The sequence below is a fragment of the Brakhagea baltica genome (assembly GCF_052161605.1).
GTDB lineage: Bacteria > Planctomycetota > Planctomycetia > Pirellulales > Pirellulaceae > JBKCUI01.
The window spans coordinates 3,369,089-3,387,691 of sequence record NZ_CP197409.1; the positions used below are offsets into that span (position 1 = coordinate 3,369,089).

At 51.6% G+C, this 18,603-nt stretch carries 14 protein-coding genes; 7 read left to right on the top strand and 7 right to left on the bottom strand.

The annotated features are described in order from the left end of the window. Window positions 1–2 precede the first annotated feature (2 nt). Both SH449x_RS12575 and SH449x_RS12580 read left to right on the top strand, forming a co-directional pair. Entirely contained in the window at window positions 3–1,979 is a 1,977-nt protein-coding gene (locus SH449x_RS12575; protein ID WP_482381675.1) for a hypothetical protein, read from the top strand. After that, window positions 1,976–3,229, top strand: a complete 1,254-nt coding sequence (locus SH449x_RS12580; RefSeq protein WP_482381676.1) for an alpha/beta hydrolase-fold protein — start codon at window positions 1,976–1,978, stop codon at window positions 3,227–3,229. Before SH449x_RS12575 ends, SH449x_RS12580 begins: the two co-directional genes overlap by 4 nt. Before the next feature lie 162 nt (window positions 3,230–3,391). Here the strand turns inward: SH449x_RS12580 and SH449x_RS12585 are convergent, their stop codons facing one another. Together SH449x_RS12585 and SH449x_RS12590 are read right to left on the bottom strand one after the other, a co-directional pair. Then, window positions 3,392–5,035 carry a hypothetical protein gene (locus SH449x_RS12585; protein ID WP_482381677.1) on the bottom strand — a complete coding sequence of 548 codons (1,644 nt, stop codon included), beginning with the start codon at window positions 5,033–5,035 and terminating at the stop codon, window positions 3,392–3,394. Then, complete coding sequence (locus SH449x_RS12590) at window positions 5,032–6,000, bottom strand: DUF2062 domain-containing protein (protein ID WP_482381678.1); 969 nt, start codon at window positions 5,998–6,000, stop codon at window positions 5,032–5,034. The genes SH449x_RS12585 and SH449x_RS12590 overlap by 4 nt, the downstream gene beginning before the upstream one ends. Window positions 6,001–6,428: 428 nt before the next feature. On the opposite strand from SH449x_RS12590, the gene SH449x_RS12595 reads away from it, so the two are divergent. Continuing rightward, window positions 6,429–7,697, top strand: coding sequence for a nickel pincer cofactor-dependent isomerase, group 22 (locus SH449x_RS12595; RefSeq protein ID WP_482381679.1), 1,269 nt, complete (start codon window positions 6,429–6,431; stop codon window positions 7,695–7,697). A 129-nt stretch (window positions 7,698–7,826) separates the two neighbouring features. Next, window positions 7,827–8,249 (top strand): hypothetical protein, encoded by a 423-nt coding sequence (locus SH449x_RS12600; RefSeq protein ID WP_482381680.1) that lies wholly within the window; start codon window positions 7,827–7,829, stop codon window positions 8,247–8,249. A gap of 88 nt (window positions 8,250–8,337) precedes the next feature. Here SH449x_RS12600 and SH449x_RS12605 read toward each other — a convergent pair whose 3' ends face one another. From SH449x_RS12605 to SH449x_RS12615, 3 genes are all read right to left on the bottom strand, one after another. Further along, window positions 8,338–8,997, bottom strand: a complete 660-nt coding sequence (locus SH449x_RS12605) for a TetR/AcrR family transcriptional regulator (RefSeq protein ID WP_482381681.1) — start codon at window positions 8,995–8,997, stop codon at window positions 8,338–8,340. 241 nt (window positions 8,998–9,238) lie between these two features. After that, window positions 9,239–11,038 (bottom strand): DEAD/DEAH box helicase, encoded by a 1,800-nt coding sequence (locus tag SH449x_RS12610; protein WP_482381682.1) that lies wholly within the window; start codon window positions 11,036–11,038, stop codon window positions 9,239–9,241. Between the two features lie 11 nt (window positions 11,039–11,049). Continuing rightward, window positions 11,050–11,595 carry a hypothetical protein gene (locus SH449x_RS12615; RefSeq protein ID WP_482381683.1) on the bottom strand — a complete coding sequence of 182 codons (546 nt, stop codon included), beginning with the start codon at window positions 11,593–11,595 and terminating at the stop codon, window positions 11,050–11,052. Between the two features lie 236 nt (window positions 11,596–11,831). On the opposite strand from SH449x_RS12615, the gene SH449x_RS12620 reads away from it, so the two are divergent. The 3 genes from SH449x_RS12620 (at window position 11,832) to SH449x_RS12630 (ending at window position 15,139) form a co-directional block, all read left to right on the top strand. Continuing rightward, window positions 11,832–12,368 (top strand): hypothetical protein, encoded by a 537-nt coding sequence (locus SH449x_RS12620; RefSeq protein WP_482381684.1) that lies wholly within the window; start codon window positions 11,832–11,834, stop codon window positions 12,366–12,368. 539 nt (window positions 12,369–12,907) lie between these two features. Next, window positions 12,908–13,657 (top strand): gamma-glutamyl-gamma-aminobutyrate hydrolase family protein, encoded by a 750-nt coding sequence (locus tag SH449x_RS12625; RefSeq protein WP_482381685.1) that lies wholly within the window; start codon window positions 12,908–12,910, stop codon window positions 13,655–13,657. A 375-nt stretch (window positions 13,658–14,032) separates the two neighbouring features. Continuing rightward, entirely contained in the window at window positions 14,033–15,139 is a 1,107-nt protein-coding gene (locus SH449x_RS12630; protein WP_482381686.1) for an extracellular solute-binding protein, read from the top strand. A gap of 201 nt (window positions 15,140–15,340) precedes the next feature. Here SH449x_RS12630 and SH449x_RS12635 read toward each other — a convergent pair whose 3' ends face one another. Beyond that, window positions 15,341–16,756, bottom strand: coding sequence for a UDP-glucose 6-dehydrogenase (locus SH449x_RS12635; protein WP_482381687.1), 1,416 nt, complete (start codon window positions 16,754–16,756; stop codon window positions 15,341–15,343). 163 nt (window positions 16,757–16,919) lie between these two features. After that, window positions 16,920–18,500, bottom strand: a complete 1,581-nt coding sequence (locus SH449x_RS12640; protein WP_482381688.1) for a lipopolysaccharide biosynthesis protein — start codon at window positions 18,498–18,500, stop codon at window positions 16,920–16,922. Between the last annotated feature and the right edge of the window lie 103 nt (window positions 18,501–18,603).

Below are 18,603 nucleotides of genomic sequence, written 5' to 3' on the forward strand. Positions count from 1 at the left end.
CCATGAAGCACACCATTCTCTGCCTACTGGTTTTGTTTTGGATCAGCTTGAACGTACCGTGCAAGCAACTCGCTCGCGGGGCGGAGATCGCAGGGGTTACGATCACGCCGCACGTGATCGCGGAATCGATGAGGTACAGACGGGAACGTGATCCGGCGCTCGGAGCAAAAGTCCAATTGTTCATCAAAGGACCCAGTGAGCTACCTGCGAAGTTGTCCGATTCTGCTGAGTTGCCGAGTTCTTTGGCGGCTCCGACGTTCAACGGAATGAAACCAGCACAGTTGCTCGCCTCAGACGAATGGGCTTGGCACGATCTCGACCAAGCGACCAGCATTCCCGAGGGAGCTCTCTCGGTGTGGACCTTTAATGGAAAGCAGTCCACGTGGGGCATCGGTTCCCAGTTCTCCATTGCGGCAGATCAGCTCGCGACTCAAACCGTTGCCGTCGAGGAGCCTGCTATCTGGATCGAGGCGGTCACGTTCCTCGCAGATGGACCGTCGATCTATCCGTCCACCATCGTACTCCACATCGCGAATCAATCCTCGCAACCACTGAACACATCGTCTCTCCGGTTGTGGCTCCCCAAAGATGGAGGCAGTTGGCAGGTGCTTTGGCCGGGGAAGTCGTTAGACGCTCAAACCACGGTTGCTCCCGGCGATCGAGGATTTCTCAAACTGACCGTGCCCAGTCCGTTGCCACTAACGTACGCAGCGTTGGAGCTGACTACCGATCAAGATTCGCTGTGGGCCCATTTAAGGATCAAGAAGGAAACCTTTGACATCAGTGGTGGCTGGATCGGTGACTTCCTAAGAGACGAAGAGTACTTGAAGCTGCTGACTCGGCTTCACATCAACGCAGGGCAAATTCAGGATGTTGGAGGTTACACGGATAACCCAGAACTGTATGCCAAGTATCCGATGAAGCTGTTCAATCGCATGATGCCTTTGGAGAAGTGGGATTCCGATCAGTGGCTCCCCCATATTCATGCGGTTGAGTTTCTTGGCGAGCCTCAGTTTGGAGGCGGTCGGCCTGTACCTCCGCAAGAGGTATTCGATGCGTTCGTTCCCTATAGATCTAGTCGGCTAGCTACCAGCGTTACACACAGCGATGAACGGACATGGCGGTTCTACGCGGGATTGTCAGATTTTCCTCATTACGATGCCTACCGAGTTGTTGCACCGTCGCCTGATCAGTGGCGATCCTATGATCGCTGGAACGGCGAGAGGATTACCTGGGGAGCTCCGCTGGAGTCCATCGGTGATATGTGTCGCTCGCTACGCGATCTGAATCGACCGGTACCGTGTGCCTATTGGTCTCAGGGTCCACATCACGGTTGGGGGAGCGGTTTGTTTGGCGATGGTCGCAAACGACGGTCACCCACGCCCGATGAGCTTCGTTCCCAAGCCATGCATGCGCTCGCGACTCGCATCACTTCGCTCTACTGGTTCAACCTAAGCTTGAAATCGCTGCTTAAGTTTCCCGACACCTGGGACCCTATCATGAGAATTGGGAGGGAGATTAGGATGCTAGAGCCGTTCTATTTGGAGGGTGCCTCGTACGAGTTTCAGCGGTTACCTAAACCTGATGGATCACCGGATTGGGATTTGGCATCGATCGTTGCACCTGATGCAGCGATATTGTTCGCATTGGACACGGCGTATTACCCCGATAAGACCGAGCGAGTCTTTACCTTTGCTCCCCCTCGTGATGTGACCTTTCGATTCCGATTACCGTACTGGCTGCAGCGACCATTAGACGTATTCCGGGTCGATGCGGATGGAATCCACAAAGTTGAATGGATCGCTGATGAGTCTGGGGTAACCATCACCGACCAGTGCAGTCGGGATGCGATTTACGTTGCAGCCAAAGATAGGGTCACGCGCGAAGCAATCGAATCTAGACGGCAACAAGCCATCTCGATCGAGGATCAACACCAGATCGACCTATCCGCACTGGAAAGCCTTCTATCCCGCAAATGATTAAATTACTTACAGGCATCTGGGTAGCTTGTATCCTGCTGATAGCGAACCAGCCCATGCGTGGTTGTTCGAATGACGCGAGGGATGATTCGGAGCTGGTTCGGGTTGCCTTTCGAGCTCGAATGGCGACACCTGAAACGCTGCAGGAGAGCGAATTACCAGACTTGTTCGTTGCTGGCAATCTGGAATCGCTTGGCCGGTGGCGACCGAACGGTCTCCGTTTGTCTCGAAGTGAAGATGGATCCTATCGCGGTGATATCGAGGTGCCTGCGGGAACCAACATCGAGTTCAAGATGACTTGCGGATCCTGGGATCGGGTAGAGAAGGATGAATCGGGACGCGATATTGGGAATCGGCGGATCACTGTTTCGTTGCCAGGCGATGGGCAAGAATTAATAGTTGATGTCGTCGTAGCACAGTTTGCTAGAGCCGCTAGTGAATCAACAAAGAGTTCTGTAACTGGAACACTCATCACTCACGATGCCTTCCCTTCAAATCGACTGTCGAATTCGCGTCCTATCTACGTATGGCTGCCGCTGGATTACGACTCGTCAGAAGATACGTATCCCGTGCTATACATGCATGATGGTCAAAATCTTTTTGATAGCGCGAAAGCCGCTTTCGGGGTCGAGTGGAACGTGGATGAAACAGCACAAAAGCTTATCCAATCCAAAACCATTGCGCCCTTCATCATTGTTGGGATTGGCAATACCAAGGATCGCATCGACGAATATACCCTCACGCAGGATCGGAAACTGAATCGAGGTGGTAGAGGCAAGGAGATGATTGCTTTTATTACTGAAGAGCTCAAGCCGTTTGTGGACAAGACCTACCGGACTCGCCCGCAACGCGAGGCAACTTGGATCGGTGGTTCCTCACTTGGCGGTTTGATTTCCCTGTACGCATGCATGGAACGGCCGGATGTCTTTGGTGGTTGCTTTGCCTTTTCACCGTCACTCGGTTGGGATGAGGAGCGTTTACTCATCGAGTTGCAGTCGGAAAGCCAATGGCCGAAAGAGGTGTGGCTGTGGTTTTCCATGGGGACCATGGAAGGCAGAGACCAGGATACTCAAAGCAACAATGTTTCTCGTGCGAGACGCTTGGCAGCATTGCTTTCGTTAGAGAACGAATCGAATAAGGATAAGGGGCAATATCGAGAGTTCGAAGGAGGCAAGCACACCGAAGCGGATTGGGCCGCTCAGTTTGCTGACGCCATGAAGGATCGTTTAGCAGTAAAACAATCCGATTAACGGACCGAACTTACACTCACAACGTAACTGTTCACGCCGTACTTATCCAATTCCATCGTTGAATCGAGAATCGGCAAACGTTTAATTCGATTCTGGCAACTGACCGACGGAGCGGTTAGCGCCATTGTCGCGGATCGCTCCGCCGATCCGATTCGCGTGGCATTAGCGGGTGATGGTCGGCTCTCGGTTGAGAGCGCTACGAGACGCATGATCATACGCATTGATCTTGCTTTCTAATCCCTTGATTGTATCGGTCCATTTAATGTGGCGATGATGGCGTTCCTCTTCAAAGGCCAGCCTACGTGACTCCAGTAGTCTTCGTCCGGACGAATACTCAGACTGTAACTGGCTCAGCCACGATTCGAATCGTTCTTCGAGACAGGAATGTACAGCCATCTCGACCATGGATTTGAGAGTACGAAAGGACTCTTCGTCGCCTATCCAGTTACTGTAAGATTTGAATGATGATTCGGAAATAGCGTTCTGACTTGATGCGGATATGTCAACATTTTGTCGATCCGCGAGTCGTCTCATCGCTCCAATCAAGTCTGGTTCTAAGCCATCGAGGTGGTCAAGCACATGAGACAACGCGAACGAGATCGAGGTTTCCCGTTCAGCATTCGAATAGTTTGCTTGAACGGTAACATCAGACGCATTCTTTCTATGTACAAGATTCAGTAGATGAGTGAGCGTGTCGTCTGCACCAATGCTTGGTGCAATTCGGCAAACCGTTTGTTCGTCATCTGCTAGCGGATCCTTCCAAACGATTTGCAAAAAGTTTGCATCGGAGCGGTTGAGTCGGACACTACCGATCGTGACATCGGTGGGAAAGGCTTGATCACCGACGATCGATTGGCCAAGAATCCTGCCTCTCTTCAGTGCGAATTCCCGTTCAGGCACTTTGTCGGTGACGAGATCTCGCCCCGCCCTGGATCGAGATTGCGTCTGTGACACCTGGGAAGAATCGTGAGCCACGGATGGGATCTGATGAAGAAATCTCAGATAGCTGGACTCTGCGGCGGCAATATACGGCTGGATTTGGGCAGCGACCACAGTCATCGATTGCTCGAAAATACTGCTGGAAAGATCCTCGGTGGAGAAATCCAGGCTGGAGGGACGTTCTGTCGCGGCTTGTAATTTTGAAGAAAGTTTTTCAAGTGAACGGGTTGTGGCAGCATCGATTTTAGAAGCCTCAACACGGTCGCTAGCCAACAAAGATTGAACAGCGATCAGATCGCTACGGAGCTTTTGGATTGTGCTGTCACTACGCAAAGGATTAGGAGCGGGGCTCGCATAGATAACGTCATCCAGCCGGGATTTAACAGAGTCGATTCTCAAATCAATTTCTCGTGCGCGGGCTACGCTGAGTTTTTCAGCATCTTGCAAGGACCTAGTCGCCTCGGTCAAAAACGTTTGTAGTTCCAAACCGAGAACGCCAGACTGCTCGGATACATTCGGGATCGAGAGACGAGCTGCTTGGTGATCGACGATAGGTCGAGGTAGGTGCCACTTTAATCCGTTTCCAAGAAAAGATTCCACAACGCAGTCGCGAAAGAGCAATCCATGGCCATCGAATTTGAAGGTAAGCTCGTCGATGAAAAGAGGACACGACTTATCATCAACGCGAAATCGTTGTAATTGTACGACGCTACTAGACAACGCGAGGCGAGTCGTGCCGATCGTGACGGGTGTTCGCAGCTGCTCGGACAGCCTACGTTCAATACCCGTCGTCATGACGGGCCTAAAGCACAAAACCGAGACTCCGATCAATGCCGATGTTCCTAGCAATCGTCGACGCCAAGTCATGACGATTTCTCCGCTTCACGCTTGGAGTCTCGCGACGAGTGAATGTGCTTGAGAATGTGTCGGAGCGAGTCTTCTTTCGTGTGTGGCTGACTGTGAATGTGCGCCGTCCCAGTCGAAGTCGTCACCACGGTCGCATGTGTTTTCGCTGCGACGCTGTAAGGGGGAACATTGTTCGAATCCTTGCGAATCAAATTCGTAAGGTGCATAGATTGGTTCTCGGGAGAAGAATGAACGGGTTGATTATCTGTATCGTTTCGAGAATGCAGATAGGGGCGTTTGAATCGTATCACTTCAATAAGTGTCTCATGCAGAACTCGATCCTCCGTAGCCACCGGCACAGTCGCTTCGGTTGGTGCAGGGATCGTGACGCTGACGGCATCAGGCTCAGAGGAAACGAGTTCTTGCTCGACGCGATCAGTCAAAGGAGTTGGTGGTGGAAAGTTCGGCGAGAGAGGTAACTCGATCAATGAATCTGCACTTTGACGCCGGAGCGCGGTCGCCGCTAGTACAGCGACCTCGTCTGTACTGATCGCCCGTTGAATACGGGTTGATAGACGATAGGTCAATAGAAAACATGGCATCCAGGTCGCTACACCTAGTATCAACGAGCCCATGACCACTGTATTCTCAAGCCTCAGCCAAGGGGCGATCGGAAACTGATACAGACTGCCAATCAGACTCGAAACAATATCTAAGTTTAAAGTCAGAAAACCGATCCTATCGGTAACACCCCAGGTCAAAGACTCTGCCAGAGTCAAGCCGAGTGTCGCAACGCAAGCTAGGAGCTGGTTGACAGGCAAAACCGCAATGAGCAAAAGAATACAAACGGCGACCAAGCTATCTTTGGGCATGAGCCCCAACATGGTGCCAAAGGCCATCCCACCAGCTATCGCGCCGGGCGTTCGGTGCCGGGACAGCAGATCGATAAGCAAATTGGTTTTTCTCTTCGCCGTGCCTGAGGTCATCGGATGGTGTCACGGATAAACGCTAGCAACTTGGTAAGAAGAGCACCTCTTCTGTTTCCTATTTTTGATCGGAAAGGCAGATTCAGAAATCAAGCCTAAACAAACCGAATCCCTGAAACGCTTTATGCTAGCGAAAGCATGGGGCAAATTCTTGTGCGGAGAGTAGCAAATGAAATACTACCGAATCCATTTGGGAAACGCATCGCCCGTCACCGTACGGCTTGCGCCGTTACGCTCTTATTTACGTTTAGGCGTTCCTGCAACTTGCGGCAGATGCCTCTGCTAATCGCCGAAGAGATGCGGGTGCTCTTTGGTGTCAGCCCACATTCACTCCGTTTGCTCCAACCACAGAGAACGTGGTATCCTCCGTTAGTTTAACCACAGCGTTCCCCTCCCTACCTCTGCTCTCTCCCCCGTCTCCAGACATTATGAACGAGCTTCCTCAGATCCATACCATTCGTCAAAAGTTCGCGAGCACACCTAGGCTCGATATTGCATCTCGACTGCAAGAAGAGTTCACGAAGTTTGATAGTCGCATCCGTCCGGGTGACACGGTCGCTATTGGAGTAGGAAGTCGCGGCATTACCAATTTATCTGAGATCGTGCGACACGTGATTTTAGAAGTCCAAAAACGCGGAGGTTCACCCTTTCTGATACCCGCAATGGGAAGTCACGGGGGAGCGACCCCCGAGGGGCAAATCGCCGTCTTGGCCGATTATGGTATCACGTCTCAGTCCATGGGTGTTGAGATCAAGGCATCGCTGGAGGTCCAAGAAATGGGAGTCAGCGAGCAAGGGATCGTCGCGTACTGCAGTCAAGATGCATTGAATGCAGACCATATTCTCATGATCAACCGAATCAAGCCTCACACGGATTTCTCTGGATCCATCGGAAGTGGCTTGATCAAGATGAGTGTCATCGGATTGGGTAAACATCGCGGTGCCAAGGCGATGCATTTGGGAGCTATGAAGCATGGATACGAGTTCATGATTCGAACTCTGGCGGGGATTACTATGCGTTCTGCACCCATTCTCGGCGGCGTAGCAATCTTGGAAGACGCCTCCCACAATACCGCAGCGATAGAGGCCATTCCGGCTGAGAATATTGAAGTTCGTGAACCCCAGCTGCTAGAGCAAGCCAAGCGATGGATGCCGAGTTTACCATTTGAGGAGATCGATCTTTTGATTATTGATCGCATAGGAAAGAACATAAGCGGTGCGGGCATGGATCCCAACATTGTGAACCGAAGCATTCATGGCTACAGCAGTTGGCCTGTTCGTGGCGAGCATACAGCCCCGTACATTCGCAGAATCTATGTGAGAGGGCTTACCGATGAGACCAATGGGAATGCCATTGGGATAGGCTTAGCCGACGCAACCTCGGACCGGTTGATTCAAGCCATGGATCGAGCCAAGACCGAGATCAACGCGTTAACGGCATCGACCGTCCTCAGCTGTAAGGTTCCGATCGCCTTCGCAAGTGACCGAAAAGCGATAGAAGGGATGCTTTCCACGCTACCTCTCTCAAGTTATCGCGAAGCCAAGATTGCGAGAATCGCAGATACGTTATCCCTAGAAACCATCGAGGTCTCGGAGGAGCTTTGGCATTCGACGAGCTCGAACGAAACTCTGCAGCATGTTTCCGGACCGAAACCTTGGCAATTCGATGCGGAGGGGAAGCTCTCGAAGATCGACTAGACAGTCCATTCCTTCGTAAAAACCACCACTCAGTATTGCAATATTATTGCATGTGCATACACTGGCCACGAAAATCGGTAGTGAATTGAGGGTAACATCCTAAACAAAATTTGGGACTGAGGTGTAGCAGTGTTAGTGGAAACGACAGGAACAACCGGAATGGGACGCACCGTCTTGATGACAATGATTGGCTTTATCCTAGCCTGCCTGGGCTGTCAGGGTGGCCGACCATCCGTATCCGGAGGCACAGACGGCATTCTTCGCTTAGGGGAGATTCCATTGGCGGACTTTCAGGTCAAAGTCTACAGAAAGGACGGGAGAGAGTTTTTGGGGAGAGGGGCGACGGGACTGGACGGGCGATTTCAGTTGGTAAATCCGGAGGGTACTGGGCCTTGTTGGTTGGAGGCTGGGCAATACGCGTTCACTCTAGAGTCATTCGGAACCGATGCACCGAAACTCAGCCAAACGTACAGCGATGAGGCAAGAACGCCTCTCAGTTTCGAATGGGACGGAGGCCGTCAATCGCTCGAACTGATTGTTCCCGCGAAGTAAGCCGTCGCGACAGGGATCATCCGTTGGGTGTATTCCCTAAGATGAGTGCAAAGACTCAGCTGTGGGTGCAAGGATTCAGTGGGGCTACTCAGTCCGCAAGCATTCGGGAACGGTAGGTGTTCAAAAACATGGAAACAATCGAGCTGACGATATGTTCCCGTTCGTTGGGATTAGGGTTGGGAGCATTGACGATTAGCTGAGGCCACACGCAAAACCCCTCTAGCATGGCGAGAACTTGTTTTGCTCCGAGGATGAAATCGAAGTCAATGAGGCGGTTGTCGTCATGTGCTGCTTGGATCCAACGGGAGAGGGCTGATTCAAAGACTTTTCCGTTTCCGAACATTTCGTTGCCGAGTTGCGGGGTTCGAATGAAGCGCGAGATCAGAATTCTGGCCAGTGCACGGGATTCATTCTGGCAGTGAAATTCGATGACCGCATGGCAGAAACTCTCTAGTTGGGGCGCTAGTGCCTTTCCTGCAACATAGACGCACGGCACGGCTCGAGAAGCATTCTCTTTGAGTTTATTGACAATCGCCGTGAACAAGACATCTTTGCTTTCGAAGTGGTTGTAGACGGTTCTTTTGGAGACATTCGCCTTGCCCGCAATGGCGTCCATGCTCGTATTGTCAAATCCGCTTTCGCTGAAGCAGACGATGGCAGCATCCAAAATATCCGCATGTTTTCGATCAGTAAGCTTGTCCGCCCCCCCGGTTTTCACCGAGTCGGGGCGTTTGTTCGCATTCTTCATTTCACTCCTGCCCCAAAATCGGCGTAGGCACCACATGGGCGAAAAATTAAACTTCGATTTTGATCTCCCTTCCAGTTGAGGAAACCCCATTCCTCAAGAAATCAGCAGAATTTATCCCAAAAAGTAAACTAGAGAGTGAATAGGGGCGGTGCAGCCTTGTCCCTTGGCCTAGTTTTGCGAGGCTTGAGAAGCCCTAGATCGGCGGGCTAGAAGCCGTTGGATTTGCCGCAAGCGCTCCGCGTTACGCAGCACGTTTCATGGCAGGGATAGAGAGCCCGAACAAGCCAAAGATTTCCTTTTGGCTCAAGCCCATACTCCGTGGTACGCCGGTTTCCGCGAACAGCGACTGGAACAGTTCCCGCTTCTCCTCCAAGACGTTGTGAATGCGTTCTTCGATCGTCTCCGTGGACATCATACGCGTCACGGTCACTGCTTGCTTGACACCTAAGCGATGAGCTCTATTGATCGCCTGATCTTCGACAGCGGGATTCCACCAACGATCAAAGAGAAACACATAATGGCAAAACTGTAGATTCAATCCGACCGCCCCAGCACCGTAGCTCATCAAGATGACTTTTGTCTTGGGATCGTTCTTGAACTGGTCGATCACACCATCCCTCTTGCTAGAGGGAACACGACCGCTGTACTGAATTGGGTTGTATTTCGCGAGTCGCTCTTCCAGGATGTTGAGCGTGTCCACCCACTGACTAAAGACGATTGCCTTTTGGCCACTGGCTGCAATCTCTTCAAGGTCTGCTTCGAGTCGCTCATACTTAGCGCTCGCTCCGGTTAGTGGATCAAAGTTGCAAATCTGCTTGAGACGCAAAACGAGCTCGAAGACATGTTGGATGGTAACCGATTCGCCGAGTTCATTCAGTTGCACAACACCTTCTTCTTCGGCCGACTTGTAGCTGAGGCGTTGTTCGGGCGTTAAGTCTAGATCGGCAGCGCGAAAGAGTTTGGGGGGCATGTCGGTGAGCACCTTGTCTTTGGTGCGGCGAAGAACATAGTCTCGGCTCGCCTTACCCAATGATTTTAGATGCATATCATCGTTCAAGTAGCCGGGTGAAAGAAACTCGAAAATGCTGACGAGGTCTTCGGTCGAATTCTCAATTGGGGTTCCGGTGAGTGCCCATGATCTTTTGCGAGGAATCGATCGCACAATTTCGCTGGTGGTGCTATTGCGATTCTTGATGCGTTGAGCTTCGTCGAGCACCACGAGATCGAACTGTAGATTGCCGTTATCGATTTGATCCCGATCCCTCATCATCAGCTCGTAATTGGCGATTTTTACGGGAGCTTGAGGATTGCTCCAAATAAAGTGCCTGCGGTGCGCATCCCCCTCGATGACCGCCACTGGAATCTCGGGTGCCCATTGCCGAAACTCACGCACCCAGTTGGTAACTAGTGGCTTCGGGCAAATCAGGAGTACATTCGAAAGTTCGTTGGACAGGAGCAGCATACGGATGGTCGTGATGGCTTGCATCGTTTTACCCAGCCCCATCTCGTCGGCGAGAACGGCAGCTGCCCTGGGGAACAGAAACGCGATCCCTTCCATTTGGTAAGGAAATGGTTGAAATGGAAAGGTCAGCTCGGCCGATTGAACGATAGTCTCCAGCGGAGGCTGAAGAACATAATAAAGCCGATCTTCGAGGCTGACCAAATCGCCTGGCGGTCGCAGCCTGGTTAATTGCGAAGGCTGCTTCGGTGCAGCTACCTGTTTCTTGCTATCCGGCTCGCAACTGGCATCCGAGACTTTGGGTGCTTCTGCTGGTTTTTGCTTCGGCTCGTCTTTCTTATTCCAGTGAGGCGACTCAGGAAAGGAAAAGCCGATCGTCTTGGGGAGCGCTTGGGTTAATGCAATGGTTAGCACTTTGGATGTTTGCCAAGAGCTCCAATCGTCAGCGTCAACAAAGCTGCACTCGAATGCCGACTCAGCATCGCTTCCGTCGAACAGCGAGGACGAGAGGAACTCGACGGAAATGGGATCGCTGCACCAGTCTTCGGCGAACTGGATGGTTGGCATGTCTGGATCGATCATAATCGGTTTCCCTAAGCGGCTTTCGTCGCAGGATGGGCTTCCATAAGGGCACCCTCGATTCGTCCAAACGGTTCGACTAGGTCGATCGACAGGGAATCGAGCATATCCTGCAGTTGATGGGAATCCTCCGCGAATTCGTGCATCATTAGAAATCGATAATCACCGATGCTCAAACGATGCCAAGACTCTCGAGTCGGCTCTGGATAGCACAGGGTCGCCTCGTTTTTCGACCAGCTAGAGTCCAGGGCCGCCGCTGGGGACTCGATGAGGTGCCTAACCGAAAGCGCCGCCAGAGTATCGGTCAACACGACCTGCGGTTTCGCCTTGGCTTTGGCGATTAACGCTCGGGCGATCTGTTCGCCAGCGACGAATTCATCCAGGGTCGCACCATACAGAAGCTGCTGCGCTCTAGTTGGCATCAGGGGAAGCGTGCAGTGGAATTCGACAGGTCGAGCAAGTCCGTTGAGTACTAGCAATCCTCCTACGAATCCGAGCGTTGTATGCTTTCGGACCGTAAGAAAACCAAGCTGAATCTGCTGTTTCTGCTTTGAATCCATTCGAATTGTACTTCTAGGCTGGAGGCTCTGGCTCGAGTCGAGGAGCATCGACTCGGGCATGATTGCTTCGACCTCTTGAGACCTGATTTTTCACTTCGACCGAACTTCTCCGAATAACACGCAAAACAGGCAGGGCACGCCTAATCGTTAAACTCCGCTTTTGCTAGTTAAAATGCTCGACGATAGCGGGTAAAGGTGGCTATACTGAGAATCTCTCAACCGGTCCCTATTTGGCTGTGGACCGTGATGAAGTTGTTTTGAAAGAGTTCGATTCCAAAGGTTGTCCGCAAGTCATGGCAAACGATCAGACCCCTTTCGTGCCCATTTTCAGCATTGATGTTTCCGCAACGGAGTCAGCGAAAGCTAGCACTCCTCAGCCAGCCCCAAAACCGAACGATGTTGGCGGTGCACTCATTCACCTAACGCGTCAATTAATCGAGATGCAAAACCGCCAGAATGTCTTGCTCGAGCAACTACTGCAGGTCAATAGGCAAGTGTTGCAGTCGACCAACCAGGCGAATACACAGCGTCAAAACGAGCTTTCTCAATGGCGAAGCAACCATCCTCATTTGGTCAAGTCATGCAAGACGGCGTTGGAGTCGCTGTCGAGCGTGCAGATTGATTTCCTGCAGCAACTCGCAGACGAAGTAGAGGAGGAGAAAGAATCTTTGGCGGAAAGCGAATACGCGTTCAATGATTTTCTTGATCGCTATGGGCCGAGGATGGCACACCTGAACGGTATTCTTCAGGTGTTGGGGCATTTGGGTGGCTAGTGCTTAGCCTAGCGTTTTTTGTTTGATACGCGCTCTCAGCCTTGTGCGGCGCGCGTTTCCCATCGCAATTTCTCCTTGCAATCCCCTGTTAATCTGCACATTTCAGGGGCTCAAGTTCACCGAGTTGTTCTTTGGCTCTCTATAGCCTGACCATGCCGAACAGCGCTTTGATTGCTGCTACAGGTTACTGTGCTAGCAAATCTTCAATCAACTAAATGTTGTTGGTAGGTTGCCAACCCCCCTAGTTTTTCCCTATACATTCCCCCCTTCCGACGCGGGTTCGACACGACGGAGTCTTTTACCTATCTTCTCTAAACCCAAGAAAAAAGGATTAGCAGCTAGGAACGCAAGGAAGCCGTTGAGGTGCTGCCACTCACTTCTCTGGCGAACTCGGTAAGCGATCAAGATGGATTCTTGACCTCTCCCGCGAAACCGCACATTGCATCAGCCTGAACAAAACGTTTTTGTTCAGCAACCATGTGGTCAGACCCAAAACTCACTTTTGATTTGATTCATTTTTTTCAGGAGGATCCTACAGAATGATGAAACGACCCTTAATCGGTTTGAACTGCGACTACCGAGGCCAGAATCAAGGAACGCCAGCCTACTGTTACCTGGCAGCCGGATATTTTGAATCGATCGCGAATGCAGGTGGCATTCCGGTGTTGGTTCCACCCATGACAGACCAAGACAGCTTGTCCCAAGTCCTCGATTCGCTAGACGGGTTTGTACTCGTAGGGGGTGGAGATCTCGACCCTCGCAACGATGGTTACATGCTTCACAGTTCCGTTCGCCCCATGGAACCAAAACGTGAGCAGTTTGATCGGCGACTTGCTCAGGAGATCGCCAGTCGTCGCATGAGTCTGATGGCCATCGGGGTAGGACTCCAACTGATCAATATCGTCGAGGGAGGAAATCTTTTTTATCACATTCCTATCGATCTTCCCCATGCTCTGCCTCACCGAGACCCCCACGACCCCAATCATCGCCACTCATTGGTTGTGGAGCCCGACTCGATTCTCGGCCGCGTTTACGGTGAAGGCGAAATCCGTGTGACAAGCCGACATCATATGGCTATCGATCGATTGGCCGATAGTTTCCGAGTCACTGCACGTTGTCAAGACGGTGTGATCGAAGGGATCGAAAGTTGCGATCCTGATTGGTTCGTTGTCGGTTGTCAGTTCCACCCAGAGTCCACGGCAGCGAGCGCCTTAGATATTCGTATCTTTGAAGAGTTTATTGAGGGGACAGTAGCCAGAATCGGCCAAGTCCAACTGGCCGCCGCTTAGCCCTCTAAGGAATCCCGCGGAACGTTCGACATGATTCGGAGATATTACCTGGAAATGCGACGGAAAGATCCAGTTCCTTGGTCCAGGTGATATCGGGCACGGATGCCCCGTTTCGTTTCAAAACAAAGCGAGCCAGACCTGTACGGATCTGGCTCGCCGAGGGGAAAGGGAATGCTGTGTGCAGTTTTCAGAACATCGCTGCACACAGAAAACTCTAGTTTTTTCTTGGTTCGTAAGCCACAAAAGTTTTCACAATCTTTCGATTTGTCTCCCCGCCTCTGTCACAAAACGTGACGACTCTTATAGTTATGTCGATTATGCGGTCTTGCAAAGCCCGGCGACGACTGATTGTTTCCTGTTATTTGGGGTTCTTTTGTGAACGATCGACTTCAACCTCTTCGACTATTGCTCCCTTTCGTACTGGTCTACTCGACAGTCGTTGGTTGCTCTCAGAAATTAGAAAACGAGGTGGTGATACAAGTCGACTCCAACAGGCCGTATCACGGTCCCATCCTGGCGGGCTTCGAACGACTTATTCCAAACGATGACTTTCAGGTCATAAAGATACCGTTTCAGTCCGAAGCCAATTCCGATGGACGTGATGCAGCTTCGGAACCAAGCCTACCAACGCCCAACTGCGATATCGTCTGGAGTAGTGATATTCTGGGCATGTTGAAGTTGCAAAAGCTCGGCGTTCTCGAGTCTCGAAGCTGGGCTATATCCAGCAGTTGGCCGAAACATGCGTTATCTAGCGATCGAACCTGGGTGGGGTTCGCCGCCAGAGGACGGGTGATCCTCTACAACAATAAGCTGGTTGATCCGGACAAGGCCCCGTCAAGTATTTGGGAATTAGGATCGCAACGTTGGTCGGGCAACTGTGGGATTGCATCACCAAACTCGAAGTCGTCCGCCGCACATTTGGCAATCATCGCGACGAACGCGAACACGATCCAAATCGATGAAACTCTTGGAGCGGGGTTTGCAACTCCGACAGGAAAGCTGGATTGGGACCGTTGGTTAATTGGCGTCTCCGAAAATGCGCGGATCTATGCCGATGAGGTGCAGGTCGCCGCAGCCATATCCGCTGGGGATATCGGGTGGGGAATCCTTGACTCAGACGTCGCGATCTTGGCGACGGATAGCAACGCGGACCTTAGCATTGCGTTTCCGGATCAAGGAGAAACTGGCTTTGGCACAGTTTTAGTACCAAGCGTTATCGCCGTGATAGCCCAGGCCAAACATCCTAATGTTGCAGGTCGCCTTGCAGACTATCTCGTCAGTCCAGAAGTCGAAGCTCGGATGACGATAAGCGACGGGGCGTTGTTACCCTTAGGCCCTGACCCGAAAGATGTATCGCGGTTGCTTAAAGGGGTTGATGTCCGGTGGGCAGATGTCGATTGGGAATCCTTGATCAACGTTTGGGAGGACAAGGCTCAAGAAGCTCTGGGCAAGCTCAAGTTAACCAGACAGGCAAGCCCTTGAAGCGACTCTTTAGGAGATCGACGGCGTCCTGCCCTCCCCGGCAATCTCGCTTAAGGCTCGATTGCCGACCTTCCCGGTCGCTTCGCTGGGAGGGTGAGGCCCCGTTTACGGTGGCGATCAGCGAGAAGTGTCCTCAATGTTAAGCGTATTGGCGCAAGCCATACGGTGAGTCCGGCGATGCGAAGCGAGCCTGGAGTCGCCTTATACAGCTTTTTGCGATGCTCGACCAATACTGTGAACTTCAAAACCGATCTTGGCTAGCTGTTCGCGATTAACCACATTCCGGCCGTCGAACAGAAACGCGGGTCGAAACATCGACCTGTAAACCTGTTCCGCGTCAAAGGATTTGAATTCATCCCACTCGGTAAGCACGGTGACGGCATGGCTGTCTCGCGTAGCGTCGAGAAGATTCGAATGAACCGTAACGTTTTTCTCGATAAGCTCCTGCTGCTTATCAGTGAGCTCCCCCGTGATCCCAGCAAATGCTTGTCGTAGATCATTTCGGATCTGAGACTCAGGGACTCGAGGATCATAGATCGACAGGCGGGCCCTCTCGTCGAGCAGATCGCGGCAAACATAGATGGCAGCCGACTCGCGGGTATCGTTCGTATCCTTCTTGAAGGCGAACCCCAAAATCGCAATCTTCTTGTCCGAAACCGTGTTGAACATCGTACGGACGATTCGCGAAGAAAAGCGTTTCTTTTGGTAATCGTTCATCCTCACAACTTGCTCCCAGTACTGAGCTACCTCGTTGAGTCCAAAGTGTTCGCACAGATAGACCAGGTTCAAGATGTCTTTTTGAAAGCAAGAGCCTCCGAAGCCAACGCTCGCCTTGAGAAACTTGGGGCCGATTCGAGAGTCCGTACCAATGGCTCTTGCCACCTCGTCAACATCCGCACCGGTGGCCTCGCAAAGCGCCGAGATCGCGTTGATAGACGAAACGCGCTGCGCCAAGAATGCATTGGCTGTCAGCTTGGATAGCTCACTGCTCCAAAGATTGGTCGTCAGAATCTTCTCTCGCGGTATCCATCGTTCGTATACCGCCGCTAAGGTCTCAATCGCCGTACTGGATTCTCCGCCAATCAATACACGATCGGGTTTCAGGAGGTCTTCGACCGCAGTTCCTTCAGCCAGGAACTCGGGATTGCTTAGAACATCAAACGTGGCACCGCTCTGCGAACTATGCAGAATTCGCTTCACAGCCTCAGCTGTGCGAACAGGAAGTGTCGATTTTTCTACCACGATCTTGTGCCCGGTTGAGCACTCGGCGATGGTGCGTGCACATTTTTCGATGAACTCCAAATTCGCCGCCCGACCTGCCCCAACGCCGAATGTTTTGGTCGGGGTATTCACCGCAATAAAAATGATGCTTGACTCTTCAATGCATTTTTTTACATCCGTCGAGAAGAATAAATTTCTTCCGCGGGCTTCTTTCACCACTTCATCCAGACCTGGTTCGTAAACAGGCAAAAGGTCTGAATTCCATTGGTCAATTCGACTCTGATTCAAATCGACCACTCGGACCGGTATGTCCGGGCACTGCTTGGCAATCATGGCCATTGTAGGACCACCTACGTAGCCAGCACCAATACAACAAATACTAGTCGGTGAATTCATAGAAACGACCATAGCCTTGAGGATTAGAAGAATGCGTGGTTTTTAGTAACCGTTCTTGTACGGCGAGATGACAACCATCATCTTAACTACCAATCGACTGGCGTCTAACCGCTCTGGTCGAACTTTGACCGGTGAAAGCCACCGACGCCAAATTGTGCAGGATTTAGCGAATTCGCGGCTTTTCCGGATTGTGCCAAACGGATGGTATCTGTATCCCCAGTTTGCTCAACACCGGAAGGAGGGCTTCGTCTAATAGTGTCTTCTCTTTGGAGTTTAAGATGAACGTTGTCCGGCTCATGACGAGCACCAATATGGCCACTCCTAACATAGCAATACTAGGTCCTAACAAAAGTAGAACGGGAAGTGCCGAGATAACATAGAATGGCCAGCCGAAACGGATCTTGACCATTCGTAGGCTCAGTAGCGTAACGACCAGTATTCCCAATCCTGATACCGCAGTGGCAGCCATGGCCCCAAGGATACCGTAAATTGGGACCCACCACAAATTAAGAGCAATGTTCAAGATAAGTCCAAGTGCAGTAATGGCTCCGACGATACGTCCCTTCTCTGCACACCAAAAGTAGTTTTGCAGCAGGACACTTGCAGCAGAGAAGCAGCAATATACAAGCGCGAGGGGCATAGCCTCTAAGCCGTCTTGGTATTTGTTTCGCAGCACGTATTGAAATAGCCACGGGGCGAAAACCATCGCAGCGACGGAAATCAAGAAGAATACGAAAACGGCCGACTTGATTGTGAATTCTAGAGAGGTGCGAACTTGATCCGACTTACCCGCTTCCCAGTCTCGGGCTAGGTAGGGCAGGAGCATGCTACTCACCAATGCAGTCAGGCTCGTTAGCAGGACGGGTAATAGTTTCGCACTGTGAAATTGCCCAACCATCGCGGCCCCGAGTTCTGGTGTTTCCGCAAGGTAGAGCAGGGTGTAACGATCTACAACCTCGAACAAATTGATGAGCAGATTCATCGTCCAAACGCTAGCGGCAAATGGCAGAATCCTTTTCCACATTTCCTGCGGTTTGAGGTTGCCGGTTGCGTACTTAGCACTTTCCGATAGGTGCGGCTTGAGTTTCCAGAGAGGCCACAGGGCTAGTATCGAGGAGATGCCAAACGCCAAAACGATCGCTCGCCAATCCGCCCATACCAGCAGGCATACTACGCTGACTGCCGTGAACAGAAGGGAACTTGAAGAGTGCATCATCGAGGCAATTCGCGATTGCCGAAGTCCGTTTGCCAACTCAGTCGCCACATTAAAGGCAATGACTGCTCCCAAAGTCGCAACGATGATCGCCATGGTCGAGAGGGACGTATCTATGCCAAGGATCAGATGCCCTAGCACTTGATGCATAACCAGCAACACCATTGACATTACAATGGTTCCGATCATCGAAACGAAGAAGATTCGTCCCAAAAAGGTCGAGAGTTGTCCACGAACCCGATAGGTCTCGACAAAACGACCAAAAGTACCAGGCAAACCTAATACCGCAAGCGGAGCTCCCAGCACGAAAAAACTACTGGCCAATGCCCAAAGTCCTATCTGCTCTTCACTCAGAAAGCTGCAGAACCCTACGTTCCTGGCAAACCCCACGCCACGCTGCAAAACATTCGTGAGCAGCATAAACGAAAGGCCTGCCGCAATGGAATCAGCAGCGATATCGCGACTCGACTCTGCGACCGCTGATGGGTCAGAACATGATGTGACTGGTAAGGTTGTGGTCGCGCCACTCATATTCGCTGGTTGTCAGGTTCAGGTAATCGCCAAAGTAAAGGTGCTAGTTAAATGCCTTCATTTCAGATGATTAGCAAACCTTTCCAAGTGTGAATTCTGAGGC

Bases quoted from the DNA above. Each gene is read 5' to 3' on its own strand.
- SH449x_RS12575 (WP_482381675.1), top strand. From the start codon at position 3: ATGAAGCACACCATTCTCTGCCTACTGGTTTTGTTTTGGATCAGCTTG.
- SH449x_RS12580 (WP_482381676.1), top strand. From the start codon at position 1,976: ATGATTAAATTACTTACAGGCATCTGGGTAGCTTGTATCCTGCTGATA.
- SH449x_RS12585 (WP_482381677.1), bottom strand. From the start codon at position 5,035: ATGACTTGGCGTCGACGATTGCTAGGAACATCGGCATTGATCGGAGTC.
- SH449x_RS12590 (WP_482381678.1), bottom strand. From the start codon at position 6,000: ATGACCTCAGGCACGGCGAAGAGAAAAACCAATTTGCTTATCGATCTG.
- SH449x_RS12595 (WP_482381679.1), top strand. From the start codon at position 6,429: ATGAACGAGCTTCCTCAGATCCATACCATTCGTCAAAAGTTCGCGAGC.
- SH449x_RS12605 (WP_482381681.1), bottom strand. From the start codon at position 8,997: ATGAAGAATGCGAACAAACGCCCCGACTCGGTGAAAACCGGGGGGGCG.
- SH449x_RS12610 (WP_482381682.1), bottom strand. From the start codon at position 11,038: ATGATCGATCCAGACATGCCAACCATCCAGTTCGCCGAAGACTGGTGC.
- SH449x_RS12615 (WP_482381683.1), bottom strand. From the start codon at position 11,595: ATGGATTCAAAGCAGAAACAGCAGATTCAGCTTGGTTTTCTTACGGTC.
- SH449x_RS12625 (WP_482381685.1), top strand. From the start codon at position 12,908: ATGATGAAACGACCCTTAATCGGTTTGAACTGCGACTACCGAGGCCAG.
- SH449x_RS12635 (WP_482381687.1), bottom strand. From the start codon at position 16,756: ATGAATTCACCGACTAGTATTTGTTGTATTGGTGCTGGCTACGTAGGT.
- SH449x_RS12640 (WP_482381688.1), bottom strand. From the start codon at position 18,500: ATGAGTGGCGCGACCACAACCTTACCAGTCACATCATGTTCTGACCCA.